The 24,306-nt window shown below is 60.9% G+C and carries 26 protein-coding genes; 14 read left to right on the forward strand and 12 right to left on the reverse strand.

The window, feature by feature from the left end; all coding sequences use genetic code 11:
* Positions 1-5 precede the first annotated feature (5 nt).
* A complete protein-coding gene (locus AC1RS8_RS23130) occupies positions 6-161 on the forward strand; it encodes a metallothionein (protein ID WP_079246731.1) in 156 nt (51 codons plus the stop codon).
* Between the two features lie 27 nt (positions 162-188).
* Here the strand turns inward: AC1RS8_RS23130 and AC1RS8_RS23135 are convergent, their stop codons facing one another.
* A complete protein-coding gene (locus tag AC1RS8_RS23135) occupies positions 189-467 on the reverse strand; it encodes a hypothetical protein (protein WP_489338937.1) in 279 nt (92 codons plus the stop codon).
* A gap of 33 nt (positions 468-500) precedes the next feature.
* Positions 501-728 carry a DUF6555 family protein gene (locus tag AC1RS8_RS23140; RefSeq protein WP_057714008.1) on the reverse strand — a complete coding sequence of 76 codons (228 nt, stop codon included), beginning with the start codon at positions 726-728 and terminating at the stop codon, positions 501-503.
* A 145-nt stretch (positions 729-873) separates the two neighbouring features.
* On the opposite strand from AC1RS8_RS23140, the gene AC1RS8_RS23145 reads away from it, so the two are divergent.
* The 5 genes from AC1RS8_RS23145 to mnmH all read left to right on the forward strand — a co-directional run bounded on the left by AC1RS8_RS23145 (position 874) and on the right by mnmH (position 5,229).
* Positions 874-1,653, forward strand: a complete 780-nt coding sequence (locus tag AC1RS8_RS23145; protein ID WP_489338936.1) for an AraC family transcriptional regulator — start codon at positions 874-876, stop codon at positions 1,651-1,653.
* Positions 1,654-1,758: 105 nt separating this feature from the next.
* Positions 1,759-1,932, forward strand: a complete 174-nt coding sequence (locus AC1RS8_RS23150; RefSeq protein WP_079246732.1) for a DUF1427 family protein — start codon at positions 1,759-1,761, stop codon at positions 1,930-1,932.
* 27 nt (positions 1,933-1,959) lie between these two features.
* Positions 1,960-2,916: a quinone oxidoreductase family protein gene (locus AC1RS8_RS23155; protein WP_218498113.1), complete on the forward strand. Its 957-nt coding sequence runs from the start codon at positions 1,960-1,962 to the stop codon at positions 2,914-2,916.
* A 175-nt stretch (positions 2,917-3,091) separates the two neighbouring features.
* Complete coding sequence (gene selD / locus AC1RS8_RS23160) at positions 3,092-4,126, forward strand: selenide, water dikinase SelD (RefSeq protein ID WP_057714011.1); 1,035 nt, start codon at positions 3,092-3,094, stop codon at positions 4,124-4,126.
* On the forward strand, positions 4,126-5,229 hold the full coding sequence (gene mnmH, locus AC1RS8_RS23165) for a tRNA 2-selenouridine(34) synthase MnmH (RefSeq protein WP_057714012.1): 1,104 nt from the start codon (positions 4,126-4,128) through the stop codon (positions 5,227-5,229). Before selD ends, mnmH begins: the two co-directional genes overlap by 1 nt.
* A 137-nt stretch (positions 5,230-5,366) precedes the next feature.
* On the opposite strand, the gene AC1RS8_RS23170 is transcribed toward mnmH, so the two are convergent.
* Positions 5,367-6,038: a hypothetical protein gene (locus AC1RS8_RS23170; RefSeq protein WP_057714013.1), complete on the reverse strand. Its 672-nt coding sequence runs from the start codon at positions 6,036-6,038 to the stop codon at positions 5,367-5,369.
* Positions 6,039-6,405: 367 nt separating this feature from the next.
* Here AC1RS8_RS23170 and AC1RS8_RS23175 point away from each other — a divergent pair, with 367 nt between their 5' ends.
* Together AC1RS8_RS23175 and hemB are read left to right on the forward strand one after the other, a co-directional pair.
* Positions 6,406-7,116 carry a glutathione S-transferase family protein gene (locus tag AC1RS8_RS23175; protein WP_223531756.1) on the forward strand — a complete coding sequence of 237 codons (711 nt, stop codon included), beginning with the start codon at positions 6,406-6,408 and terminating at the stop codon, positions 7,114-7,116.
* Positions 7,117-7,268: 152 nt separating this feature from the next.
* A complete protein-coding gene (hemB, locus tag AC1RS8_RS23180; protein WP_493163679.1) occupies positions 7,269-8,243 on the forward strand; it encodes a porphobilinogen synthase in 975 nt (324 codons plus the stop codon).
* Between the two features lie 136 nt (positions 8,244-8,379).
* Here the strand turns inward: hemB and AC1RS8_RS23185 are convergent, their stop codons facing one another.
* On the reverse strand, positions 8,380-9,915 hold the full coding sequence (locus AC1RS8_RS23185) for an FAD-dependent oxidoreductase (protein WP_489338935.1): 1,536 nt from the start codon (positions 9,913-9,915) through the stop codon (positions 8,380-8,382).
* A gap of 137 nt (positions 9,916-10,052) precedes the next feature.
* On the opposite strand from AC1RS8_RS23185, the gene AC1RS8_RS23190 reads away from it, so the two are divergent.
* Positions 10,053-11,144 carry a DUF1615 domain-containing protein gene (locus tag AC1RS8_RS23190; RefSeq protein WP_489338934.1) on the forward strand — a complete coding sequence of 364 codons (1,092 nt, stop codon included), beginning with the start codon at positions 10,053-10,055 and terminating at the stop codon, positions 11,142-11,144.
* A 77-nt stretch (positions 11,145-11,221) separates the two neighbouring features.
* Here the strand turns inward: AC1RS8_RS23190 and AC1RS8_RS23195 are convergent, their stop codons facing one another.
* Positions 11,222-11,662, reverse strand: coding sequence for a phage infection protein (locus AC1RS8_RS23195; RefSeq protein WP_340315944.1), 441 nt, complete (start codon positions 11,660-11,662; stop codon positions 11,222-11,224).
* 261 nt (positions 11,663-11,923) lie between these two features.
* Between AC1RS8_RS23195 and AC1RS8_RS23200 the strand changes: the two genes are divergently transcribed.
* Complete coding sequence (locus tag AC1RS8_RS23200; RefSeq protein WP_057714019.1) at positions 11,924-12,547, forward strand: glutathione S-transferase family protein; 624 nt, start codon at positions 11,924-11,926, stop codon at positions 12,545-12,547.
* Between the two features lie 133 nt (positions 12,548-12,680).
* Here AC1RS8_RS23200 and AC1RS8_RS23205 read toward each other — a convergent pair whose 3' ends face one another.
* Positions 12,681-13,121, reverse strand: a complete 441-nt coding sequence (locus tag AC1RS8_RS23205) for a CBS domain-containing protein (RefSeq protein ID WP_007976812.1) — start codon at positions 13,119-13,121, stop codon at positions 12,681-12,683.
* Positions 13,122-13,365: 244 nt separating this feature from the next.
* Here AC1RS8_RS23205 and AC1RS8_RS23210 point away from each other — a divergent pair, with 244 nt between their 5' ends.
* Positions 13,366-15,726 carry a DNA polymerase II gene (locus AC1RS8_RS23210; RefSeq protein ID WP_489338933.1) on the forward strand — a complete coding sequence of 787 codons (2,361 nt, stop codon included), beginning with the start codon at positions 13,366-13,368 and terminating at the stop codon, positions 15,724-15,726.
* On the opposite strand, the gene AC1RS8_RS23215 is transcribed toward AC1RS8_RS23210, so the two are convergent.
* Both AC1RS8_RS23215 and AC1RS8_RS23220 read right to left on the reverse strand, forming a co-directional pair.
* A complete protein-coding gene (locus AC1RS8_RS23215; protein ID WP_489338932.1) occupies positions 15,691-16,161 on the reverse strand; it encodes a DUF1810 domain-containing protein in 471 nt (156 codons plus the stop codon). The genes AC1RS8_RS23210 and AC1RS8_RS23215 overlap by 36 nt on opposite strands.
* Before the next feature lie 29 nt (positions 16,162-16,190).
* Positions 16,191-17,012 (reverse strand): aldo/keto reductase, encoded by an 822-nt coding sequence (locus AC1RS8_RS23220; RefSeq protein ID WP_057714022.1) that lies wholly within the window; start codon positions 17,010-17,012, stop codon positions 16,191-16,193.
* 207 nt (positions 17,013-17,219) lie between these two features.
* On the opposite strand from AC1RS8_RS23220, the gene AC1RS8_RS23225 reads away from it, so the two are divergent.
* Together AC1RS8_RS23225 and AC1RS8_RS23230 are read left to right on the forward strand one after the other, a co-directional pair.
* Positions 17,220-17,969, forward strand: coding sequence for a hypothetical protein (locus tag AC1RS8_RS23225; protein WP_489338931.1), 750 nt, complete (start codon positions 17,220-17,222; stop codon positions 17,967-17,969).
* 216 nt (positions 17,970-18,185) lie between these two features.
* Positions 18,186-18,971, forward strand: a complete 786-nt coding sequence (locus tag AC1RS8_RS23230) for a sulfite exporter TauE/SafE family protein (protein ID WP_090456794.1) — start codon at positions 18,186-18,188, stop codon at positions 18,969-18,971.
* 20 nt (positions 18,972-18,991) lie between these two features.
* Here the strand turns inward: AC1RS8_RS23230 and AC1RS8_RS23235 are convergent, their stop codons facing one another.
* Positions 18,992-19,360, reverse strand: a complete 369-nt coding sequence (locus AC1RS8_RS23235; protein WP_057714024.1) for a VOC family protein — start codon at positions 19,358-19,360, stop codon at positions 18,992-18,994.
* 180 nt (positions 19,361-19,540) lie between these two features.
* Between AC1RS8_RS23235 and AC1RS8_RS23240 the strand changes: the two genes are divergently transcribed.
* Positions 19,541-20,092 (forward strand): DUF4174 domain-containing protein, encoded by a 552-nt coding sequence (locus AC1RS8_RS23240; RefSeq protein ID WP_489338930.1) that lies wholly within the window; start codon positions 19,541-19,543, stop codon positions 20,090-20,092.
* Positions 20,093-20,240: 148 nt separating this feature from the next.
* On the opposite strand, the gene ampC is transcribed toward AC1RS8_RS23240, so the two are convergent.
* The 3 genes from ampC to AC1RS8_RS23255 all read right to left on the reverse strand — a co-directional run bounded on the left by ampC (position 20,241) and on the right by AC1RS8_RS23255 (position 24,225).
* Positions 20,241-21,350 carry a class C beta-lactamase gene (gene ampC / locus AC1RS8_RS23245; RefSeq protein ID WP_489340638.1) on the reverse strand — a complete coding sequence of 370 codons (1,110 nt, stop codon included), beginning with the start codon at positions 21,348-21,350 and terminating at the stop codon, positions 20,241-20,243.
* A gap of 160 nt (positions 21,351-21,510) precedes the next feature.
* The gene (gene gudD / locus AC1RS8_RS23250) at positions 21,511-22,854 is read right to left on the reverse strand and encodes a glucarate dehydratase (RefSeq protein WP_340315931.1); all 1,344 of its coding nucleotides are present in this window, start codon (positions 22,852-22,854) and stop codon (positions 21,511-21,513) included.
* A 24-nt stretch (positions 22,855-22,878) separates the two neighbouring features.
* A complete protein-coding gene (locus tag AC1RS8_RS23255; RefSeq protein WP_489338929.1) occupies positions 22,879-24,225 on the reverse strand; it encodes an MFS transporter in 1,347 nt (448 codons plus the stop codon).
* Positions 24,226-24,306 lie beyond the last annotated feature (81 nt).

Genomic DNA, 24,306 nt, shown 5'->3' on the forward strand with positions numbered 1-24,306 from the left:
AACCCATGACTGAGCGTATATGCGATTGTCCGAAGTGTTCCTGCAAACTCGGCGAGCACCCGATCGTGCGTCACGGCAAGCACTATTGCTGTGAAGCCTGTGCCAAGCATCACGAGCACGGCGAGGAGTGCGCCTCCCAAGGCTGCAAGTGTGCCCACTGAAAACCACGGCATACGCAAAAGTGGAGCCTAGTCCGGCTCCACTTCCAGCCTGAGGCTGTCATCTTCCAGGCGTTCGCTGTGGCGGACGGTGCCTTGCAAGCGCCGCCCTTCGACCCGCAGCACCAGGGTCTTGGCTTGCGCCAGATCTTCCGGCAGTGGCGCCGGGACGCGTATGGCGAAGCAGAATGGGTCATTTTCGACCTGTTCCAGTCCGATTCGGCACTCGGTGCTCCTGGTGATGCGGCCGCTCGGCGTGTCCAGATCGTAGTCCAGTTGCACAGGGCTGTTGACGGGTGTTGCGCTCATATCCCTTCCCCCGAACCTGATGGTTACCGGATATTAGTTCGCCGGCCGCCACTTGACGTTTTCCACGCCGAATTTTTCAGCCATCGGCTTGCTGGTCTTTTGCACCTTCTCGCGTCCGAATCGGGGGATTCGCCCCACCCCCGCGTCACAACTCGCCCAATGCCAGGCTTCTGCGTTATCCATTTTTTCCAGGCGGATGATGAATGATTTCGGAGCACCATGGAGGGTGTACTCGATGACGAATAATTTTGCACTGTTCATAAAGCCCCGGTTCCTCCCTGTTGTACATAAAAGGATCGCGCGCCATCAGAAAAATTCACTCGGATTGTCAGATACCGGCGGTTGCTGGCGACACGTTCGGCGCCTCGTTACCATGAAGCCTTCCCGTACCCAATGAACATAGACCATGGCCCTCGCCGCACCACCTGACCTGAGTGACACCGATGTGCCTGTGCAACCGCTGGCCCGCACCTATCCGCGCGGGTTGTACATCGAGCCCCATGAGCACGTCTGGGGCCAGTTGCTGTATGCGATGAGCGGGGTGATGTGGGTCGAGACGCCGCATGAGGCGCTGGTGGTGCCTCCGCAACGGGCGGTGTGGTTGCCGCCCGGCGTGCCTCATGGCATCCGTGTGGTATCGGACCTGCAAATGCGCAATATCTACCTGCGGCCGTCCCTGGCGGCGACCCTGGATGACAGCGTTCAGGTGATCGAGGTCGGCGGTTTGCTGCGCGAGCTGATCGTCGGGCTGGTGGAGCAGGGTAACGACGGGGCGCCCGAGTATTACGACGCGCTGGTGAGCCTGGCGCTGCTGGAACTCAAGCGGGCCAGGCGTTCGCTGCTGAAAATTCCGCTGCCGGACGATTCCGACCGACGGCTGATGAACCTGTGTCAGGCGGTCATGGCCGCGCCTTCACTGGACATTCCTTTCGAACAACATGCGGATAACGCCGGAGCCAGCGTGCGCACCCTGGCGCGGCTGTTCAAGGACGGTTTGGGCATGGGCTTCGCCGAGTGGCGGCGTCAGGTGCAATTGGCGACGGCGGTGGCCGAGCTGATCCAGGGCGTACCGGTCAGCGCGATTGCCCGGGAGCTGGGATATTCGCCGAGCAGCTTCAGCGACATGTTTCGTCGTGAGCTGGGCGTTGCCCCTTCGCAGTTTCCTGCGGCGCAACGCCAGGACTGATTTCGTCGAAGCCAGGCTTTGGCCGAAATTCAGAAGCACTTGACCGATGATCAAAGGCGTCGCCCCCTAGACTTGGCGCATACCTCAATTGCCCCGGAGTCTGCCATGAACTACCTCGTGTCATTGGCCATCGGTCTGGGCGTCGGTCTGCTCTACGGCGCCCTGGATTTTCGTTCCCCCGCACCCCCGGCCATCGCCCTGGTGGGCCTGCTCGGCATGCTCGCCGGCGAAAAACTCTGGCCGATGGGGCGAGGGCTGGTGGCTGGCTGGATCTCCTGAACCCTTTTCGACTCGATGGATACGCCCATGAAAGCTCTGCAATTCGATAAAACCGGTGATCTCTCGGCCCTGCGCTACGTTGAGGTGCCTACCCCCGTTCCCGGCGCCGATGAAGTGCTGGTCGAGATCAAGGCCGCTGGCCTGAACCCCAGCGATGTGAAGAACGTGCTGGGCCGTTTTCCCTACACCACCTTGCCGCGGATTCCCGGTCGTGACTTTGCCGGTGTTGTCGTGGCCGGCCCGCAGGCGATGATCGGTCGGGAAGTCTGGGGCACGGGCAAGGAACTGGGCTTTTTCGCCGACGGTTCCCACGCGCAGTTCGTCAAGCTGCCGGCCAACGGCGTGGCGCTCAAACCTACGCATCTGAGCTTTGCCCAGGCCGCCAGCCTCGGCGTGCCGTACACCACGGCGTGGGATGCGCTGGAGCGCAGCCTGGTGACGGCCGAAACCCGATTGCTGGTCATCGGTGGCGGGGCAGTCGGCAGTGCCGCGCTGGCCTTGGCCAAGGTGCGCGGTGCCCAGGTGTTGGCGGCCGCGAGGCGTCCGGAGCAGGTCAAGGATTTGCAGGACCAGGGCTACCAGACCCTGCAACTGGATAAACCCGAAGACTTGGGCGCACAGGTCAACGCGGTGTATGCCGGCGGCGCCGACGTGATTTTCGACACCACCGGTTTCTGGTTGCCGGCCTCGGTAGCGGCCCTGGCCACGTTCGGCCGCATCGCGATCATTGCGGCACCCGTGGACGGTCACGTGCAGTTGCCGGCCCTGGCGTTGTATCGCAAGGGTGGCTCGGTTGTGGGGATCAACTCGTTGCTGTACGGGGTGCAGGCGTGTGCGGCGATGCTCGAACAGTTCGGCCGGTTCTTCGATCAAGACCTGTTGCCGTTGCCCCAGGGCTTGTTCGAGTCGCCATTGGCCGAAGGCCTGGAGCGTTATGCCGAGGTGAATCAGGGCAGTGGTGACAAAGTGATTTTGCTGCCGTAACCGCAATCAATGTGGGAGCGAGCCTGCTCGCGAAGGCGATGGCACATCCAGCATGGATGTGCCTGACACACCGCTTTCGCGAGCAGGCTCGCTCCCACAAGGTCCATGGCCACGCAACGCCTTGCGCATGCCTCGCTCTGCTAGAATCGGCCCATTGACCCAATGAGGTACCCCTATGAGCGAGCCGATTCGCCTGACTCAGTACAGCCACGGCGCTGGATGCGGTTGCAAGATTTCTCCCCAGGTGCTGGAAGTGATCCTGGCCGGCAGTGGGGCGCAGAACCTCGACCCGAAACTTTGGGTCGGCAATGCCTCGCGCGATGATGCGGCGGTGTATGCAATCGATGATGAACGCGGCGTGGTCTCGACCACCGACTTTTTCATGCCGATCGTCGACGATCCCTTCGATTTCGGTCGAATTGCCGCCACCAATGCCATCAGCGACATCTATGCGATGGGCGGCGATCCGTTGATGGCGATTGCGATTCTGGGCTGGCCGGTGAACGTGCTGGCCCCGGAAGTTGCCCGGGAAGTGATACGCGGCGGTCGTTCAGTGTGTGACGCGGCGGGTATCCCGTTGGCAGGTGGGCACTCCATCGACGCGCCAGAACCGATCTTTGGCCTGGCCGTCACCGGTCTGGTGGAAAAGCGCCACATGAAGCGCAACGACACCGCCACGGCCGGTTGCCTGCTCTACCTCACCAAGCCCTTGGGGATCGGCATCCTTACCACGGCCGAGAAAAAGGGCAAATTGCGCAACGCCGACATCGGCCTGGCCCGGGACTGGATGTGCACCCTGAACAAACCCGGCAGCCGTTTCGGCAAGCTCGACGGTGTGACCGCGATGACTGACGTCACCGGTTTCGGCCTGCTCGGGCACCTGGTGGAAATGGCCGACGGCAGCCAGCTCACGGCGCGCATTGAGTATGACCGCGTACCGCGCCTGCCGGGGGTGGAGTATTACCTGGAACAAGGCTGCGTACCGGGCGGGACTCTGCGCAATTTCGACAGCTACGCCAGCAAGCTCGGACGCCTTCAGGAGCTGCACAAACGTGTGCTTTGCGACCCGCAGACCAGCGGTGGCCTGCTGATTGCCGTGACGCCTCAAGGCAACGAACAATTCCTCTCGGTGGCCGCCGAACTGGGCCTGAGCCTGGAACCGATCGGTGAACTGGTCGAGCGACAGAGCAACGCAGTCGAGGTGTTTTGATGTTCGTCGACTGCACTGATTACCGCGACATCTTCCTCAACGACCGGCCAATGATGGACGCCCGCGCGCCGGTCGAATTCAACAAGGGTGCGTTTCCCGGCGTGATCAACCTGCCGTTGATGAATGACCATGAACGCCAGCGGGTCGGTACCTGCTACAAGCAGCACGGCCAGCAAGCGGCCATCGTGCTGGGGCATCAACTGGTGTCGGGCGCGGTCAAGGCCGAACGCATCCAGGCCTGGGCCGATTTTGCCCGGGCGCATCCGGATGGCCTGCTGTATTGCTTTCGCGGCGGCCTGCGCTCGCAGATTGTCCAGCAATGGCTCAAGGACGAGGCCGGCATCGACTATCCACGGGTGGGCGGTGGCTACAAGGCCATGCGCACCTTCCTGCTGGACACCCTCGATCAAGCCGTGACCCAGTGCAATTTCGTCTTGCTGGGCGGGATGACCGGCACCGGCAAAACCGAGGTGCTCACGCAACTCGACAATGCCGTGGACCTTGAAGGTCATGCCAACCATCGCGGCTCCAGTTTCGGCAAGCGCGCCACGGGCCAACCCTCGAATATCGACTTCGAAAACCGCTTGGCCGTAGACGTACTGAAAAAACGCGCCCGGGGCATCGAGCAGTTCGTACTGGAAGACGAAAGCCGTGCGGTGGGCAGTTGTGCCTTGCCGTTGCCGCTTTACCAGGGCATGCAGCAGTTTCCGATGGTGTGGCTTGAAGACAGCCTGGAAGGGCGGGTCGAGCGGATCCTGCGCGATTACGTGGTGGATCTGTGCGCCGAATTCATCGACGTGCATGGCGAGGAGGGCTTTGCGCTGTTTTCCGAACGCTTGCTGGCAAGCCTGAACAATGTGCAGAAGCGCCTGGGTGGCGAACGTCATCGGCGCATGCTGGTTTTGATGGAGGATGCGCTGGCCGAGCAGGCCCGCAGTGGCGCGGTGGATCTGCACCGGGGCTGGATCGAAGGCCTGCTGTGCGAGTATTACGATCCGATGTATGCGTTTCAGCGGGAGAAGAAAGACGCGCGGATCGAGTTTGTCGGGGAGCGGGGGGCGGTTCTCGAGTATCTGCGTGAGCGAGTGAATCAACGAAAGTGATGTAGGTTTAACTGGCCCTATCGCGAGCAAGCTCGCTCCCACAGGGTTCAGTAGTGCTCATGCCTTCGTGATCACACTGCAAATCCAATGTGGGAGCGAGCTTGCTCGCGATGAGGCCGGATCAGGCATTACAGGTTTCAGGTCGGACAGGTTTCGGCACCATTATCCAGGCCTTGCTTGTACACATGGCTCTGCAAGCTGGCCTTGCCGTTGTGCCAGGTCAAGGTGAGTACATACAGCGAGTCGTAGTCGCTGGACTCCCAGTCATCCGTGATGGTCATTTTCTTGCCGGTGGCGTCGCCGGCTACCTTGTTGATCAGCTCCGGCAGATAGCCGTGGGACCAGGCCGTGTAGATGACCGCATTGTGGTACTTGTCGTGGAGCAGTTCATCGGCCAGGTCACTGGTGTCATTGGCGGAAAAATTGATGTTCACCGGCAGACCAAGCTTGATGGCGCTGGGGCTGATGGTCATCAGTGGGCGGATGTAACTGTAGGAATTGTCGAGCTCGCCTTCCTCGACGTTACGCGTCGGGTTCGCCGCAAACACGTAGTTGGCCTTGCCGAACTTTTCCGGCAGCAGCGTGGCCAGGTCGATGGCGCGGTTCAGTCCCTGGCAATTGAGCTGGCCCAGGCCTCCGGCGGGTTTTTCCCCGTGGCGCAGGAAGACCAGCGTCTGGGTGCCATCCATCGGTTGGGCGCGACTCAGGCCGGACTCCAGCGTCAGGCACACCGCGCTGACCACCAATAAGGCGGGCAACAAAAGGTAAGCGCGATGTTTGAAGCGTTTGGCAAAATTAAACAGATTCATGTGTAAAGGGTCTTCAGCGCAATTCGGTTAAGGCTGACAAACCTCTACACCACGATTGTCCTGCGTCGGGTGTTTTCCATGTCATTGAAGCCGGTCCGTCATCAAAGAGGTGGTTCTCAGAGTCCCCTGAGCCCGTTTGGTTCGATTCCGGCCGAGTGGGCGGCAATGTACCGGTAACCTTCACGGGTTTGCAGCGAAGGTTATCGACAGGATGTTGCACAATTGTGGACACGCTACACCGGATGGCGTTGAAACCGTCGTGATTTCTTTTGATCTCGCCTATCAGCGAGATCGATGGCTTCAAGGGATCGCTGAGCCGATATCTACATTATGATCGTCACTCTCAATGTCTTCGTGGATCGTGCCCATGACCGATTTGTCCGCATTCCCCATCACCCGCAAATGGCCTGCCCAGTATCCGGAGTGGATTCAGCTGTACTCCTTGCCGACCCCCAACGGCGTCAAGGTCTCGATCATGCTCGAAGAGATCGGCCTGCCGTATGAACCTCACCGGGTAGGCTTCGACACCAACGACCAGATGTCCCCGGAATTTCTTTCCCTGAATCCCAACAACAAGATTCCGGCGATCCTCGACCCCCACGGTCCGGACGACCGGCCGCTGGCGCTGTTCGAGTCGGGCGCGATTCTGATCTACCTGGCCGACAAGAGCGGGCAACTGCTGGCCCAGGAATCGGCACCGCGCTACGAAACGATTCAGTGGCTGATGTTCCAGATGGGCGGTATTGGTCCGATGTTCGGCCAGCTCGGGTTTTTCAATAAATTCGCCGGCAAGGACTACGAAGACAAGCGTCCCCGTGACCGCTACGTCGAGGAAAGCAGGCGCCTGCTCAAGGTGCTGGACGATCGCCTGCAAGGGCGCGACTGGATCATGGGCGAGCGCTACACCATCGCGGACATTGCCATTTTCCCGTGGGTGCGCAACCTGATCGGCTTCTATGAAGCCGGCGATCTGGTGGGCATCCAGAACTTCCCTAACGTCACGCGGGTGCTGGAACGCTTCCTGGCGCGACCGGCGGTGGTGCGCGGGCTGGAAATCCCGAAACCAATCTCGAATTAAACCTCTTGCCTGTAGGAGCGAGCGTGCTCGCGAAAAACGTAAGGGCAACGCGAACATTCAGACAATGCGCGTTATCGTTTACGACCATCGTCGGAACGCCGCCCGGAGCAGGCTCGCTCCTACATCTTGTCCTCTGAAATTCAGGAAAACCCATGTCCAGTCAGTTTCCCGAAGCACGCCCACGCCGTCTGCGCCGCAATGCGAGCCTGCGCAGCCTGTTCCAGGAGACCGAGTTCAGCCTCAACGACCTGGTACTACCGATTTTCGTCGAAGAAGAAATCGACGACTTCGTGCCGATCAACAGCATGCCCGGCGTGATGCGCATTCCCGAGTCGAAGCTGGCCGGCGAGATCGAGCGCTACGCCCATGCCGGGATCAAGTCAGTGATGACCTTCGGCGTCTCCCACCACCTGGACAGCAGCGGCAGCGACACCTGGCGCGAGGACGGCCTGGTTTCGCGCATGTCGCGCATCGCCAAGGACGCGGTGCCGGAAATGATCGTAATGTCAGACACCTGCTTTTGCGAATACACCGACCACGGCCATTGCGGCGTGCTGCACAACCATGAAGTCGACAACGACCAGACCCTGATCAACCTCGGCAGGCAAGCCGTCGCGGCGGCCCGGGCCGGTGCCGACGTGATCGCACCCTCGGCGGCCATGGACGGGCAAGTCCAGGCGATTCGCCGGGCGCTCGATGACGCCGGATTTACCCAGACGGCGATCATGGCCTATTCGACCAAATTTGCTTCGGCGCTCTATGGCCCGTTCCGCGAGGCCGGCGGCAGTGCGCTCAAGGGCGACCGTAAAAGCTACCAGATGAACCCGATGAACCGCCGCGAAGCGATACGCGAATCGTTGCTCGACGAACAGGAAGGCGCCGATGCGCTGATGGTCAAACCGGCCGGTGCATACCTGGACATCATCCGCGACATCCGCGAAGCCTCACGCCTGCCGCTGTCGGCCTATCAGGTGAGCGGTGAGTACGCGATGATCAAGTTTGCCGCCCAGGCCGGGGCCATCGATGAAGACCGTGTGGTGCGTGAGAGCCTGGGGGCGATCAAACGTGCCGGGGCAGACCTGATCTTTACGTACTTTGCGATGGACCTGGCGCTGGCGGGGATCTAGGCACCAACGCATATCCCCCTGTAGGAGCGAGCTTGCTCGCGATGGTCGTTAACGATGACGCGTGTTTACTGACTAAACGCGGCGCCCTTGGGTCCATCGCGAGCAGGCTCGCTCCTACAGGGGGGATGTGGTGTTCTCAGGGAGCGCCAAAAAACGGCCGGATCCCGTGATCACGGAAATACCGTTCGATCACTTTCGGGTCCGCGCAAGTTTCGGCAATCGCCACATAGGTATCGGGCCGCAACAGATAAAAGCCGTTGCGCCCCAGGCCCGCGGTTTCGAACGCCGGTCGCCAGTCGAACACATGCAGTGGCAAATGGTGCTCGTGGCACCAGGCGATCATCTCGTCGCTGGTGTCGCCATAGACATGCACCTGCCAGGTCAGGCACTTGAGCGACTCAAAATTATCCCCCTCACCGTCATGGGCCCAGGGCAGGCGATCGCCGCCATGCACGTGCCCGGCAACGCCCGTGCTCAGCGGCATTCCACGATAATTGAGGGTGATCTGCGACACCGTGCGAAACATGAATTCGCGAGAGGTTTCGAACGAGGTTATTTTCGGTATCAAGAACGGGGCCAGGCGTGTACGCAGCAAGTCGGCAATTCGCCCATCGGCAGTGACGAAGTTAAATACCCGGTCGGTGGTGGCCACCAGTTTGCGGGCAAACGCGATGCGCTCGGTTTCATAGGTGTCGAGCAGTCTGGCCTCTGCGCCGCCGCTCAACACGGCCGCCAGTTTCCAGGCCAGGTTGATGGCATCGCCAATCCCGGTGTTCATGCCCTGGCCGCCCGCCGGGCTGTGCACGTGGGCGGCATCCCCCAGTAGAAACGCCCGGTCTTTGCGGAAGTGATCCGCGACCCGATGATGTACGCGATAGGTCGAAAACCAGTTCAGTTGCTCGATCTTCACCTTCATGTGCTCGATGGCCCTGCTGCTGACATCCTCGAAGCGCAGGGTCTCGGCGTGTTCGGCGCGTTCGTCGCGTACCGTGCCGATCAAGCGCGCGCGACCACTGCCGGCCAGCGGGAACACGGCGAGGAAGTCTGCCTCGTCGAGGTCCACATGCAGTTCGCCGTTGAATGTCGGGCCGCTGCCCTGTACGTCGGCGACGTAGAAAATCTGCTGGTAAGTCCCGCCGGGAAACCCGGTCTCCAGGGTTTTGCGCACAATCGACCGGGCACCATCGCATCCGGCCAGGTAACAGGCCTGGCAGATTTCCTGCTGACCGTCGGGCAAGCGCAGCGTGGCCGTGATGCCGTCTGCGGTTTGCTCGAAGTCCGCCAGTTCGGTGTTGCGTTCCACTGTGATACCGAAAGCGTTCAGGCGCTCGATCAGCAGCCGTTCGTGTTCGTCCTGGGGGAAAATCTCGAGAAACGAGTAGGGCGTCAGGCCTTCACCGATCTGAGACAGGGGCAGGCGCGCCACGGGCTCACCCTTTACCCAGAAGTTGCCGGCCGTTACTTGATGTCCGTTTTGCACCACGGCGTCGTCCAGTCCGAGCTGGCGATACAACTCCAGCGTCCGTGCCTGGACGGCCAGCGCCCGGGACGTGGTGCCGGGGGCGGAGGTTTTGTCGACGATCCGCACGCGCACGCCGAGTTTGCTCAGCCACAACGCCAGGACCAGCCCGGTGGGGCCGGCACCGATGATCAACACGTCGCTGCGGTGCATGAACCTGTCCTCCTCGCTGTGTGAATGAAGTATGGTCCAGTCGGGGAGGGCGGCAACCGTCGGACTGCCACGGACGTAGCCGCAGACCTGCCATTGGTCGTATGGTTGGCCCGGACCAACGGATTAGATGGAACGACATGCAAATCAGATTGATCACAAGCGTCGCCGTGTTGCTGGTATTGGCCGGTTGCGGCAGCCAACGGACCCAGGAGCCGGTGGCGCGCAGCCCGGCCGAAGTGAAAGCCGAGATTGTGCGTTTGCTGCCGGCCAAGGCTGCCGATCGCCAGGGTTGGGCCACGGATATCCAGGTGGCGTTTACCGCGCAAGACATCTCGCCGACCACGCAAAACCTGTGCTCGGTGCTGGCGGTGACTGAACAGGAGTCGACCTTTCAGGTCGATCCGAGCGTACCGGGCCTGGGCAAGATCGCCCGCGACGAGATCGACCGCCGTGCCGCCAAGGCACATATTCCCGGGCTGTTGGTGAGCGGTGCGTTAATGCTCGACTCGCCCAACGGCAAAAGCTACAGCAGCCGCCTGAATGCCGCGCGCAGTGAAAAGGAACTGAGCGCTGTTTTCGATGACTTCATCGGCATGGTGCCGATGGGCAAGACCCTGTTCGGCGGCTTCAACCCGGTGCATACCGGCGGGCCGATGCAGGTCAGCATTGATTTTGCCGAGCAGCAGGCCAAGGGCTATCCGTACCCGGTGAAGGGCTCGATTCGTCATGAAGTGTTCACCCGACGCGGCGGCATGTATTTCGGCATTGCGCATCTGCTCGGGTATCCGGTGAGCTACCCACAGCCGTTGTACCGCTTTGCGGACTTCAACGCGGGTTGGTACGCCAGCCGTAACGCCGCGTTCCAGAACGCGGTGAGCCGGGCTTCCGGTATCTCGTTGGCGATGGATGGCGACCTGGTGCGCCACGGTTCGATCATGCCCGGCACCACGGAACTGGCCGTGCGTACCCTCGGCAAGCAACTGGACATGCGCAATCCGACGATCCGGGAACAACTGGAAGAGGGGAACACCCTGGCGTTCGAAGACAGCAAACTCTATCGGCGGGTTTTCGAACTGGCCGAACGGGCCGAGGGCCGGCCGTTACCCCGTCAAGTGTTACCCGGGATCGTGCTGCAAAGCCCGAAAATCACCCGCAAGCTCACCACCGCGTGGTTCGCCAAGCGAGTCGATGAACGCTACCAGCGCTGCATGGCGCGGGCAGGGCAGTAATCGCGGCGCAAAAAAAGCATAAAAAACCCGGCGGGTGAGGCCGGGTTTTCATTGAGTCCTGCGGTCAGGCACTGCATTCAGACAGCGCGGCTTTCGATCAAACGATCCGAACCACCTTCGGCGACACGGTTTTGCAAGAGCTTGTCGGAGCCACCTTCGGCGACACGGTTTTGCAAGAGCTTGTCGGAACCACCTTCGGCGACGCGGTTTTGCAGCAGTTTGTCGGAACCGCCTTCGGCGACACGGTTTTGCAGCAGTTTGTCGGAACCGCCTTCAGCGACGCGGTTTTGCAGGAGCTTGTCGGAACCGCCTTCAGCGACGCGGTTTTGCAGGAGTTTGTCGGAACCGCCTTCGGCGACGCGGTTTTCGATCAGGCGATCCGAACCACCCTCGGCCACACGGCTTTCAATCAGACGATCCGAGCCGCCTTCAGCGACTACAGGTTGAGCAGAGTTTGCGGCGAAAGCGTTAACTGCGAAAACCGAGAAAGCGATGCTGAGGAGGGTTTGGCGTTTCATGATGGTGTGCTCCGGGGTGCTTATGGGTTGGTATGGAGCAGATGTTACGCCGGGGAATTTTTAAGAGAACTTCATTGAGATGATGGTGAACATCGACGGCAATGATAGGACCGACACCACACCCCAAGTGAACGTGATGGTGCGATCGTCGGATGTTCGTGGTGTGGCGGGTGGTGGCTTCTACACTGGTTAGCTGGCGCGATCCTCAGCCGCGACGCTTGATGCGGCACTGCAGAGGTTACGGTATGCAAGGAGACGTTTATGTACCAGCTCTACGGCCATCAGAACTCCGGGGCGGCGGCCATCGAAGCCGCCCTTGAGCTGTGTGATGTTCCTTATCGCTTCATCGATGTCGAGACGTCCGCGGAGGCGGCCCAGGCGCTGGAGAAGCTCAACCCGCTCAAACAGATTCCGACCTTGCAGCTACCCGATGGCGCTGTCCTGACCGAGAGCGCGGCGATCCTGATCCACCTCGGGCTCACCTTTCCCGCATCGGGATTGTTGCCGCAGGATCCGGCCGAGCGGGACCAGGCCATTCGCGGCATGGCGTACATCGTCAGCAATTGCTATGCGGCCATCGGCATCATCGATTACCCCGAACGCTGGCTGGCCGAGGCGGATGAGTTGTCCAGGCAGAACCTCATGGAGGGCGCCCGCCGGCGCCTGCACTGGAGTTGGGAGGTGTTTGCCGATCAGTTTTCGGGTGAGTTGTACCTGGGCAGCGAAAAACCAGGGGGCCTGGATGTGCTGGCGGCGGTGATCTCGCGATGGGCGGGCAGCCGGGAACATTTGCGCAACGCCCGGCCGGGGTTTTTCGCCTGGCTGGAACGCATCGACCGCCACCCGGCACTGGCACCGGTGTTCGCCCGGCATTGGCCGGCTTGAAAACACCACTTACCCTGTGGGAGCGAGCTTGCTCGCGATGACGGCCTGACATTCGACATAGATGTCGACCGATATGGCCCCATCGCGAGCAAGCTCGCTCCCACAGGTTTTCGGGTGAATGTTGAGTCCGGCTTTATTCCCCGCGAATGTACTGTTCCAGCTGGCGAATCAGTTCAGCCTGTTCGGCAATGGCTTCCTTGACCAGGTCACCGATCGACAGCAGGCCGATCAATTTGCCGCCTTCGACCACCGGCAAGTGGCGCAGGCGTCTATCGGACATGATGCCCAGGCAGGTATCCACGGTTTGATGGGTGTCGACGGTAATCACCGGTGACACCATGATGTCGCGCACCGGCGTGCCCACCGAAGAGCGGCCGTGCAACACCAGTTTGCGCGCGTAATCCCGTTCGCTGATGATGCCCAGCACTTCATCATTTTCCACCACCAGCAAGGCGCCGACGTTTTTCTCGGCCATCTTCATCAGCGCCTCGAGCACCATGTGGTCGGGTTTGATCTGGTGCACTTCCTGATTCTTCTGATCTTTGAGCTTGAGCAGTTGGGCGACGGTTTTCATGGTGGTTACTCGGGTGTTGTCGTTGTTCTTGAAGAATCGTAGACGCAAGCGTTCAGGGCAAGGGCGAAAGCGGCAGATAACACGCAAAAAACGTCATTTGGCGGTTTTTCTTTGGTAAACCCCACATTCCGGCCAACGAACCACCTGTGGGATCGGTGTCTGCCTGACAGGCCTGCGGCAAACGCGCTATCACGACTGATGACGGGTAGAATCACCCTCTGAATCAGTTTCGAGGTTTGCAGTGGTGGATCTACAGCAGGGCTTCGTCCTGACCCGGCATTGGCGCGACACCCCGGCCGGTACGGAAGTCGAATTCTGGCTGGCGACCGACAGCGGTCCCCGGCGTATCCGCCTGCCTCATCAACCGTCGGTGGCGTTCATCCCGGCTGCGCAGCGTCAGCCCGCCGAAAGTGTTTTGCATGACGAGAAAAACGTCGAGCTCAAGCCCCTGGCCCTGCAGGATTTCGAACATCGCCCGGTCCTCGGTCTCTATTGCCAGCAACATGGCCAGTTGATGCGCCTGGAAACCGCGCTGCGCCGGGCCGGTGTCGAGGTGTTCGAAGCCGACGTGCGCCCGCCGGAACGCTACATGATGGAGCGCTTCATCACCGCACCGGTGCGCTTCAGTGGCACACCGGATGCCGAGGGCCTGCTGCTCGACGCGCAGATGAAACCCGACCCCGATTACCGGCCGAGCCTGAAACTGGTGTCCCTGGACATCGAGACCACGGCCCAGGGCGAGTTGTACTCCATCGCCCTGGAAGGCTGCGGCGAGCGCCAGGTGTACATGCTCGGTCCGCCCAATGGCGATGCCAGCCAGGTGGATTTCCAGCTTGAATACTGCGATTCGCGCACCCTGTTGCTGAAAAAACTCAACGAATGGTTTGCCCGGTTCGACCCCGACGCGATCATCGGCTGGAACGTCGTGCAGTTCGACTTGCGGGTACTCCACGAACACGCCCGGCGCCTGGCGGTGCCGTTGAAACTGGGGCGTGGCGGCGAGGAAATGCAGTGGCGCGAACACGGCAGCGGTAATCACTACTTCGCATCTGCGGCTGGCCGCCTGATCATCGACGGTATCGAGGCCCTGCGTTCGGCGACCTGGAGTTTCCCCTCGTTCAGCCTGGAAAACGTCGCGCAAACCTTGCTCGGCGAAGGCAAGTCCATCGACAACCCGTACCAGCGCATGGACGAAATCAATCGCATGTTCGCCGAGGACAAACCGGCGCTGGCCAAGTACAACCTCAAGGACTGCGAACTGGTCACGCGGATTTTTGCCAGGACCGAGTTGCTCACCTTCCTGCTGGAGCGAGCCAGCGTCACCGGTTTGCCGGCCGATCGCATGGGCGGTTCGGTGGCGGCGTTCACGCACCTGTACATGCCGCTGATGCACCGTCAGGGTTTCGTGGCGCCGAACCTCGGTGGCAAGCCACCCGAAGCCAGTCCCGGCGGTTTTGTCATGGATTCGCAGCCGGGACTGTACGAATCGGTGCTGGTGCTCGACTACAAAAGCCTCTACCCGTCGATCATCCGTACCTTCCTGATTGACCCCGTGGGACTGATTGAAGGGCTCAAGCACCCGGACGACAGCGAGTCGGTGCCGGGATTTCGTGGCGCGCGCTTTTCCCGCACCCGGCATTGCCTGCCGTCCATCGTCGCCCGGGTGGCCGAAGGCCGGGAAACCGCCAAGCGCGAACACAACGCGCCGCTGTCCCAGGCGCTGAAAATCATCATGAACGCGTTCTACGGTGTGCTCGGCTCCAGCGGTTGTCGTTTCTTCGACACGCGCCTGGCGTCGTCCATCACCTTGCGCGGGCACGAGATCATGCTGCGCACCCGCCAGTTGATCGAAGCCCAGGGGCATGCGGTGATTTACGGCGACACCGACTCGACGTTCGTCTGGCTGCGTCGCGCCCATGGCCAGCAGGAGGCGGCGCAGATCGGCCACGCGCTGGTGGCGCACGTCAATCAGTGGTGGCGCGAGCACGTGCAGCAGGAATACGGCCTGCAGAGCGTTCTCGAACTGCAGTTCGAAACCCACTACAAGCGCTTTTTGATGCCGACCATTCGCGGTGCCGAGGAAGGCAGTAAAAAGCGCTATGCCGGGCTGGTCACCCGGGAGGACGGCAGCGACGAAATGGTCTACAAAGGCCTGGAAACCGTGCGCACCGACTGGTCGCTGCTGGCCCGGCAGTTCCAGCAGGAGCTGTATTCGCGGATCTTCCTGCGCAAGCCCTACCAGGATTATGTGCGTGACTACGTGCGCAAGACCCTGGCCGGTGAATTCGATGACCGGCTGATCTACCGCAAACGCCTGCGCCGCACCCTCGATGACTATCAGCGCAACGTACCGCCCCATGTGCGCGCGGCGCGCCTGGCCGACGAGTACAACGACCGGCAGGGGCGCCCGCGGCAGTATCAGAACGGCGGCTGGATCAGCTACGTGATCACCGTCGCCGGCCCCGAACCGCTGGAAGTGCGCAGCGCGCCCATCGATTACGACCACTACATCACCCGGCAGCTGCAACCGGTGGCGGACGCGATACTGCCGTTTGTCGACGACGACTTCTCAACCCTGATTGGGGGGCAGCTGGGCCTGTTTTGAGTCCATCAGCGACAGGGTCCAGTCATCCAGGATGCCGTGGAAGTACTGGTTCAAGGCTTGCTGGAAAAGGTTGTCGGCATCGGCGACCTGGGCAAACAGGGTCATCGAGGAATGAAACTTCAGGTCATCGGGATGACCGAAAATCCCCGCTACCGAGCGCTCCCGGACGTTCAGTACTTCCTGGGTGCAGGTACGTAGCCGGGCGCCCAGCAACGGATGCTCAAGGTAGGCCAGGGCTTCCTCCCGCGAGCGGATGGCAAAGCGGCGCGACATCTCGCTGTCGCCGAGCCCGGCAAACTGCGGAAAAATGAACCACATCCAGTGACTGCGCTTGTGTCCGTTGTTCAGCTCGTTTCGAACCCGGTCGAATACCGGGTCCTGAGCCTGGAGAAAACGTTGCAGATTGAACGGGTCCAGGTGGTCGGTGCTTCTCATGGCGAAGCTCTCTGACAGGCTGCGGTGGTTCAGACCATGGCCAGCCGCTGTTTGCGTTGTGGCGCGTGAAACGCTTGGTCCAGCGCCTCCAGATCCCCGGGCTCAAGCTGCAACGTGGCGGCCTGGGCGTTGAGGCGTACATGTTCGAGTCGGACCGCCTTGGGGATGGCGATCACTCCTTCCTGACGCAGTATCCAGGCCAGTGCCACCTGAGCCGGTGCGACGCCGTGACGGGCAGCTACCTGCTTGAGCGCGACGTCCAAGAGCATTTTACCGCCTTGGCCAATCGGGCAGTAAGCCATGACCGGCAACCGCCGTTGTTGGCTCCAGGGCAGCAAATCAAATTCTATGCCCCGTTGCTCCAGGTTGTAGAGCACCTGATTGGTGGCACAGGCCGGGGCGTCCAGTTCCAGCAGGTCGTCGAGGTCGAAGTTGGACACGCCCCAACGGCCAATCTTGCCGGCTTCGCGCAAGCGCTCGAAGGCGTCGACGGTTTCTTCCAGAGGATACTGACCGCGCCAATGCAGCAGATACAGGTCGATGTAATCGGTGCCAAGCCTGCGCAGGCTTCGCTCGCAAGCCTGGGGAATGCCCTGGCGACTGGCGTTGTGCGGGTACACCTTGCTGACCAGAAAGACGTTGTCGCGCTGGCCGGCAATGGCATCGCGCACCACTTCCTCGGCACCGCCTTCGGCGTACATTTCCGCAGTGTCGATCAGGGTCATGCCCAGCTCGATACCCAGGCGCAGTGCCGCGACTTCTTCCGTGTGCCGTGAACGGTCTTCGCCCATCTGCCAGGTCCCCTGGCCGATGACCGGGACCCTGGTGCCAGCCAGTTCAAGCGTGCGCATGCAAACCTCCTTTATGAATGCCGATGGTTATTTCAGTGGGCAGCAGAATAGTCCATCGGTTCCGCCGCAGGCTGCGAACTCTTGAGCTGCACCTTGCCGGTGATCGATTGCTCTGTGCCGATACTGCACTTTTTCGAAATGTCCGGCTCTATCCATGGCAGCCTGCGGCGATCCCCACCGCCGGCCCATGCCCAAGTCCAAGAACCCATGGCTCGAGTTTCACCCACGATCACCACTAGAATCCGCCGTCATTGCCTGCTGCTTGCAGGTCTGTCGATGCTCTACGTCACCGGTTGCAGCCAGCAGCAGGGCGGCGACATCATCAACCAGATGCGCGAAAGCAAACCCCAGGAGTTCCTGCAGACCAGCGTCGACCGCATGGCCACCCTGACCATGCGCGACAACCTCAACAGCCTTTACCTGCTGATGAGCAAGCTCTATCTGCGTAACCCCGACGAGCTGAAAAAATCCGGTTTCCTCGATGCCCGCACCGCTGGCAAGCAAGTGCGCATGGCCATTGAGCTGCAGCAACCATTGCCGACCCTGGGCGGCAAAAAGGACCTCGCGGCCCTGCGTTTTGCCATGAGTCCGGAGTTTCTGGGCGACCGGGTCGGTGCGTTCATCTATGCCATCGGCAGCATGCTGGTGACCGCTCATGGCAATCGCCTTGAGTTCTACATGACCGACACGATCAACCCGGTATTTGTCAGCAATGCCGCGCGCAATATCGAAATCGCCACCTGGATCCTCAGCCAGCGACAGAACAAAGAGGGCCAGCCCTTGCTGTTCTCCAACGAAATCTCGGAGGAGGGCAGCAACCTGAGCTTTGCCGTCGAGTTCGGCAAGATCGTCGCCCGGCTGGACCTGCTGACCCGGATGCTCGACGAACGCTACCGGCGCATCGGCGTGAACTATGCCCAGAGCCTGCTGTTCCTGAATTTCCTGCCGGTGCAGTGAATCTGGCACGCAACCCTGTGGGAGCGAGCTTGCTCGCGATGACTGAGTGTCAGTCGCCATGATGCCAACTGATACACCGCCATCGCGAGCAAGCTTGCTCCCACAGGGTGACATGGTGCTTCCGGTATAAAGATAGATCGCATCGATATAACTGGTTATAAGAAATATCGCTATGCTGCGGGCCAGATTTCCCCTGCGATCTTTGTGGAAGTATTCATGGATTTAGTGAACATCGGGTTGGTCGTTGCCGGGCTGGTTGTCGGCTTCATCGTCGGCATGACTGGCGTAGGTGGCGGGTCGCTCATGACTCCGATCCTGCTTGGGTTCGGCATCAACCCGGCGACGGCGGTCGGTACCGACCTGCTGTACGCCGCCATCACCAAGTCCAGCGGCGTACTGGTTCACCGCAAGAACAACAACATCGACTGGGCGATCACCGGCTGGCTGACCTTGGGCAGCGTGCCCGCGGTGGCGATGACGCTGTGGTTCCTCAGTACCCTGCACAGCGCCCCCGAGTCGATGAACGCGATCATCAAGCAGGCCCTCGGGTTCGTGTTGTTCGCCACAGCTCTGGCGATCCTGTTCAAGAAGCGCCTGCTCGACTTCGCCCACAAACGTGCGGGTGGCAACTACAACCCCAGCGGATTGCGCTTGAACGTGATGACGGTCATCACCGGGCTGGTCCTTGGCGCCATGGTCGCGCTGACGTCCATCGGTGCCGGTGCACTGGGCACCGTGGCACTGTTCATTCTCTATCCGATGCTGCCGACCCGCCGCCTGGTGGGGACTGAAATCGCCCACGCCGTGCCGCTGACCCTGGTCGCGGGCCTTGGCCACGCCAGCATGGGCAACATGGATTGGCACGTCCTGGGTTACTTGCTGGTGGGCTCGTTGCCGGGGATTTACCTGGGCAGCCACCTGACCGGGCGCATCTCCGACGAATTGCTGCGCCCTTGCCTGGCGACCATGCTGTTGCTGATCGGCTACAAACTGGCGTTCTGAATCAAGCCGCCACGCCAGCTTCATTCGCGGGTGAATATTTCCAGCAGATGCCCGTCCGGGTCATCGAAATACACCCGCCGTCCTCCCGCGTAATCATTGATCTCCCTCAGTCGCTGCTTGCCCGGGTCGGCCCACCATGGCTGACCGTTGGCTTGCAGGCGTGCGAAGGCTGCATCGAAATCCTCATCGCCAATCAGGAATGCGTAGTGCTGAGACGCAATCGGCGGCTCGTTGTCGTAGAAATCCAGTGATACGCCGTTATCCAGTTTGACGATCAGCATGGGGCCGAAGGGCTCGGGGGCAGGCAGGCCAAGGAGGCCCGTCAGGAAATTCGCCGAAACCTGCTTGTCCCGGCACCAGACGATGGTGTGATTCAACTGAGTACTCATGGGCAAGTCCTCACAAGGGATCAGGCTGGTTGCCATGAGTCTTCAGATTAGCCCAGTCTGTTGCGCAATGACCGCCCTGACCTAAGCTTGGGGCAAGGCGAACAATATTTGCGGTATGTCACCCGGAACGATCGCCGCGATGCGCAATCATTAGAGCGTGAATATCAAAAGGAGATGCGCATGCTCATCAGGTCACTGACTCTGGCTACTTTGCTGGCGTTTGCCGGCACCTCGTTCGCCGCCGATGGCGACTCACCGCTGGACATGGACAAGGGCAGGGCCCGGCCACTGATCGTCATCGCTCCGAGCACGGTTGATCCGACCTGGGTCAGCCTGAAAAAGTCGCTGGATGAGCCGGCCAACCGCAAGGGCTTCACCGACCGCAACATGGTGCTCTACACCGTACTCAACCTGATGGGCCAGCGCGACGGCAAGGACCTCGGGCCACAGGACACGGCGGCGCTGATCCGCTCGCTCAAGCTGGGGGCCGGCGCCAAGACCAAGGTGATTCTGGTCGGCAAGGACGGCGAAAAGAAACTTGAACAATCGGACGCCATCAAGCTGGAAGATGTTTTCAGCGCTGTCGATCAGCTGCCGGTGGCCGAGAAAGAATTTACCGCGACCGTGGCCGCTCCCGTCACTGAAGCCGAGCCGGCGGCAAAAGGCGCCAAAGGTACAAAACCTGGCAAACCGGCCAAGCCCGCCAAGCCGCCTGAAATGCCGGATGATTGATCCTCTATCTGGCGACAATGGCAGGCTTTTCTGTGGGAGCGAGCTTGCTCGCGATAGCGTCGTAACAGTCGATACAAATGTTGAATGTCAGACCTCCATCCTCGGAGCGCCGCCCGGAGCAAGCTCGCTCCCACAGATGGATCAGCAACTATCGGGCAAGGGCACTCAGTATCTGATGAGCGATCCTGACCCGCTGCGCATTGGGATAATTCTTGTTGGCCAGCATCACGATGCCGATGTCCTTCGAAGGCACGTACGCCACATAAGCACCAAAGCCACCGGTTGAACCTGTCTTGTTGATCAGCACGTTTTCCGGCTGCGCTTGCGGCGGGTTCCGCCACTGGACTTCATGGGCCTGCATGGCCATTGGCGTGGAGTTGCCGTCCAGCAAGCGGTCCAGTGTGATCGGGTATCGATACATCTCCCAGCCCAGGCCCTGAGTCATATCGCCAACGGTGTAGTAACCGCTGTGAGTCAAGGCGATGGCTTGCTGCAACGGCTTTTCCAGGGACGCCGGTTTCATATTCGCGCCGACATAGCTCAGCAAGTCTGCGGCGCTGGTCTTCACCCCATACGCCTCGGAATCCAGCGCGCCCGGACCCACCCGTACCGGTTTGCCGTCCTTGTTGTAGCCCTGGGCGTAGAGCGCCATCTGATCCTGCGGCACATGCACATAGGTGTGCTGCAAGCCGAGTTTTGGCAGCAGGGTCTTCTCCATCAGGTCATCAAACGGCTGGCCCATGCTGTGGGCGGCGAGGTAGCCGAACAGGCCCAGACTGGGATTCGAATACAGTCGGTGGCTGCCGGGGGCGTAGAGCGGTTTCCATTGTTTGTAGTAGCCGAGCATTTTGTCGGCCGAATCAGATTCAGCAGGAAATTGCAGGGGTAAACCGCCAGCGCTGTAGGTGCCCAGTTGCAGTACGCTGATGTGGTCGAAAGCACTGCCGCGCAAGGCCGGCAGGACCTGGCTGGCCTTGTCGGTCAGGGACAGCTTGCCGGTGGCCTGGGCGTAGGCGGCGAGGGTGGCGGTGAAGGTTTTGCTGACGGAGCCGATTTCGAACAGGGTGTCTTGTGTGACGGGGTTGCCGGTTTCTATCGAGGCGACGCCATAGTTGAAGTAATGCGCCTGGCCGTTGACGGTGATCGCCACGGCCATGCCGTGGATACCCTCGGCTTGCATTACCGGTTGTACAGCGGCATTCACCACTGTCTCGACTTGATCCTGTGCAACGCACTGGCCTGCGGCGAATATCGCCATGCCAGCGGCGATGGTTTTCAGCCTGTCCATGTTGGTTTCATCCGTCGTTGATTCAGTTGCGCGTCATTTTAGGGGTTCAAGCGCCATGCTCCGAGCGCTTTTTAAAATCGGCCGCCATCAGGCGGCCACACGCAACCCTTGATTCAACGCACCTGGCGATTCAACGCACCAGGCAAGGCCGCTTGTTGTCGAACTTCCAGCCGGGAATCAGGAACTGCATCGCCACGCTGTCATCCCGCGCCCCCAGGCCCATGCCTTTGTACAGCTCGTGAGCCTTGGCGACCTGATCCATATCCAGCTCGACCCCCAGCCCCGGTTTCTGCGGCACCTGCACGCAGCCGTCGACGATTTGCAACGGGGCCTTGGTCAGGCGCTGACCGTCCTGCCAGATCCAGTGGGTGTCGATGGCGGTGATCTCGCCCGGCGCCGCTGCCGCGACATGGGTGAACATCGCCAGGGAAATGTCGAAGTGGTTGTTAGAGTGCGAACCCCAGGTCAGGCCCCATTCGTGGCACATCTGCGCCACGCGCACCGAACCCTGCATCGTCCAGAAGTGCGGGTCGGCCAGGGGAATGTCGACCGACTGCAACTGGATCGCATGGCCCATCTCCCGCCAGTCGGTGGCGATCATGTTGGTCGCGGTTTTCAAACCCGTGGCGCGACGGAATTCGGCCATGACTTCTCGCCCCGAGTAACCGTTTTCTGCCCCGCACGGGTCTTCGGCGTAGGCCAGCACGCGGTGCTGATCGCGGCACAGGCGGATGGCTTCTTTCAGTGACCAGGCGCCATTCGGGTCGAGGGTGATGCGCGCATCGGGGAAGCGTTCGGCAAGGGCTGTGACCGCTTCGATTTCGGCGTCGCCGCTGAGCACGCCGCCCTTGAGCTTGAAGTCCTTGAAGCCATAACGCGCGTGAGCCGCCTCGGCCAGGCGGACCACCGCATCGGCGGTCATGGCTTTCTCGTGCCGCACGCGGAACCAGTCGTTGTCGGCGTCCGGTTCGCTGCGGTAGGCGAGGTCGGTTTCGTTGCGATCACCGACGTAAAACAGATAGCCGAGCATCTTCACTTCATCGCGCTGCTGGCCTTCGCCGAGCAGGGCGGCCACCGGTACGTCCAGGTGCTGACCGAGCAAATCGAGCAATGCAGCTTCCAGGCCGGTGACGGCGTGAATGGTGATGCGCAGATCGAAGGTCTGCAAACCGCGGCCACCGGCATCGCGGTCGGCGAAGGTCTGGCGTACCTGATTAAGGATTTTCTGATAAGTGCCAATCGGGCTGCCGACCACCAGGCTGCGCGCGTCTTCGAGGGTCTGGCGAATGCGCTCGCCCCCCGGCACTTCGCCAACGCCGGTGTGGCCGGCGTTGTCCTTGAGGATCACGATGTTGCGGGTGAAAAACGGGCCGTGGGCGCCGCTCAGGTTGAGCAGCATGCCATCGTGGCCGGCGACCGGAACCACTTGCATGCTGGTGATGACCGGGGCTTTTGCGGTGTCTTGTGGGTTCATTTTCCAATCCTTAAAAAGCAGAATTCAGGCGTGGTCGGGAGCGGGTTTGCCCAGCGCCACGGCAGGTGCGGGTTTCGGTGTGTTACGGGCAGCAAACACGATGATGGCGGCGATGATTGAAGTCGCGGCCAGGCCGTACAGCCCGCCCTGAATGGAACCGGTGCGTTCTTCCAGCAGGCCGAAAGTGGTCGGCGCAACGAAGCCGCCGAGGTTGCCCACCGAGTTGATCAACGCGATGACGCCAGCGGCAATGCGCGCATCCAGATAGGCCTGGGGAATCGGCCAGAACAGCGACGAGGCCGATTTGAAGCCCAGTGCTGCAAAGCAGATGGCGACAAAGGCGAAGACCGGCCCGCCGGTGGTGGACATGAACATCCCGGCCGCAGCGATCAGCAGGGCAGTGGCGACCCAGGCTTGCTGGTGTTTCCATTTGGCCGACAAGGAAGCGAAGGCGTACATGCCGACAATCGACAGCAACCACGGAATCGAGTTGAACAGCCCGACCTGGACATCGCTCAGATCGCCCATCTTCTTGATGATGCTCGGCAGCCAGAAGGTCGCGGCGTAGATGGTCAGCTGGATAAAGAAGTAGATCAGGCAGAACAGGATGATCTGGCGATCCTTGAGCAGTTTGCCCAGCGACGGCTTGATGGGCGTGGCGGCTTCCCGGGCCAGTTGTTCGTCGTCGATGGCCTTGACCAGTGCGTCCTGCTCTTCGCGGCTCAGCCATTTGGCGTCGTGGGGCCTGGAGTCCAGCCAGAACCAGACGAACACGCACAATCCCACCGAAAACATGCCCTCGATGAAATACATCCACTGCCAGCCGTGCAGGCCCAGCCCTTCGATTTGCAGGAGCAAACCGGACAGGGGGCCTGAGATCAGCGACGCGAGCGCCGAGCCACTGAGGAAGATGGCAATCGCCTTGCCTCGCTCCACGCCAGGCAACCAACGGGTGAAGTAGTAGATCACCCCGGGAAAGAACCCGGCTTCGGCCACGCCCAGCAGAAAACGCAGGATGTAGAAGTGGGTTTCGTTCTGGATGAACGCCATGCCTGCGGCGACCAGGCCCCAGGTCAGCATGATCCGGGTCAGCCAGATGCGTGCGCCGACTTTCTGCAGAAGGATGTTGGAGGGCACCTCGAACAGTGCATAACCGATGAAGAACAGACCGGCACCCAGGCCGTAGGCGGCCGCGCCAATGCCCAGGTCGTGCTCCATGTGGGTGCGGACGAAACCGATGTTCACGCGATCAATGTAATTGACGATGAACATGATGACGAACAGCGGCAAGACGTGTCTTTTGACTTTGGCGATGGCGGACTTCAGCGCTGAATTGGCGTCGTCGTGCATCCCGGAGATGGATGTATTCACTGCGTTTTCTCCCACTCGTTATTTTTATGCGGGGTGAAGCTGGGTGTTGCGTTGTTGCTAGACATCATACAACTAGGTTTT

Source organism: Pseudomonas sp. GW821-FHT12A04 (assembly GCF_058807755.1).

Bases quoted from the DNA above. Each gene is read 5' to 3' on its own strand.
- hemB (WP_493163679.1), top strand. From the start codon at position 7,269: ATGTCCAGTCAGTTTCCCGAAGCACGCCCACGCCGTCTGCGCCGCAAT.
- AC1RS8_RS23145 (WP_489338936.1), top strand. From the start codon at position 874: ATGGCCCTCGCCGCACCACCTGACCTGAGTGACACCGATGTGCCTGTG.
- AC1RS8_RS23205 (WP_007976812.1), bottom strand. From the start codon at position 13,121: ATGAAAACCGTCGCCCAACTGCTCAAGCTCAAAGATCAGAAGAATCAG.
- AC1RS8_RS23130 (WP_079246731.1), top strand. From the start codon at position 6: ATGACTGAGCGTATATGCGATTGTCCGAAGTGTTCCTGCAAACTCGGC.
- AC1RS8_RS23170 (WP_057714013.1), bottom strand. From the start codon at position 6,038: ATGAATCTGTTTAATTTTGCCAAACGCTTCAAACATCGCGCTTACCTT.
- AC1RS8_RS23195 (WP_340315944.1), bottom strand. From the start codon at position 11,662: ATGAAACGCCAAACCCTCCTCAGCATCGCTTTCTCGGTTTTCGCAGTT.
- mnmH (WP_057714012.1), top strand. From the start codon at position 4,126: ATGTTCGTCGACTGCACTGATTACCGCGACATCTTCCTCAACGACCGG.
- AC1RS8_RS23225 (WP_489338931.1), top strand. From the start codon at position 17,220: ATGGCTCGAGTTTCACCCACGATCACCACTAGAATCCGCCGTCATTGC.
- ampC (WP_489340638.1), bottom strand. From the start codon at position 21,350: ATGGCGATATTCGCCGCAGGCCAGTGCGTTGCACAGGATCAAGTCGAG.
- AC1RS8_RS23150 (WP_079246732.1), top strand. From the start codon at position 1,759: ATGAACTACCTCGTGTCATTGGCCATCGGTCTGGGCGTCGGTCTGCTC.
- AC1RS8_RS23155 (WP_218498113.1), top strand. From the start codon at position 1,960: ATGAAAGCTCTGCAATTCGATAAAACCGGTGATCTCTCGGCCCTGCGC.
- AC1RS8_RS23230 (WP_090456794.1), top strand. From the start codon at position 18,186: ATGGATTTAGTGAACATCGGGTTGGTCGTTGCCGGGCTGGTTGTCGGC.
- AC1RS8_RS23235 (WP_057714024.1), bottom strand. From the start codon at position 19,360: ATGAGTACTCAGTTGAATCACACCATCGTCTGGTGCCGGGACAAGCAG.
- AC1RS8_RS23240 (WP_489338930.1), top strand. From the start codon at position 19,541: ATGCTCATCAGGTCACTGACTCTGGCTACTTTGCTGGCGTTTGCCGGC.
- AC1RS8_RS23215 (WP_489338932.1), bottom strand. From the start codon at position 16,161: ATGAGAAGCACCGACCACCTGGACCCGTTCAATCTGCAACGTTTTCTC.
- AC1RS8_RS23185 (WP_489338935.1), bottom strand. From the start codon at position 9,915: ATGCACCGCAGCGACGTGTTGATCATCGGTGCCGGCCCCACCGGGCTG.
- AC1RS8_RS23135 (WP_489338937.1), bottom strand. From the start codon at position 467: ATGAGCGCAACACCCGTCAACAGCCCTGTGCAACTGGACTACGATCTG.
- AC1RS8_RS23190 (WP_489338934.1), top strand. From the start codon at position 10,053: ATGCAAATCAGATTGATCACAAGCGTCGCCGTGTTGCTGGTATTGGCC.
- selD (WP_057714011.1), top strand. From the start codon at position 3,092: ATGAGCGAGCCGATTCGCCTGACTCAGTACAGCCACGGCGCTGGATGC.
- AC1RS8_RS23200 (WP_057714019.1), top strand. From the start codon at position 11,924: ATGTACCAGCTCTACGGCCATCAGAACTCCGGGGCGGCGGCCATCGAA.
- gudD (WP_340315931.1), bottom strand. From the start codon at position 22,854: ATGAACCCACAAGACACCGCAAAAGCCCCGGTCATCACCAGCATGCAA.
- AC1RS8_RS23220 (WP_057714022.1), bottom strand. From the start codon at position 17,012: ATGCGCACGCTTGAACTGGCTGGCACCAGGGTCCCGGTCATCGGCCAG.
- AC1RS8_RS23140 (WP_057714008.1), bottom strand. From the start codon at position 728: ATGAACAGTGCAAAATTATTCGTCATCGAGTACACCCTCCATGGTGCT.
- AC1RS8_RS23175 (WP_223531756.1), top strand. From the start codon at position 6,406: ATGACCGATTTGTCCGCATTCCCCATCACCCGCAAATGGCCTGCCCAG.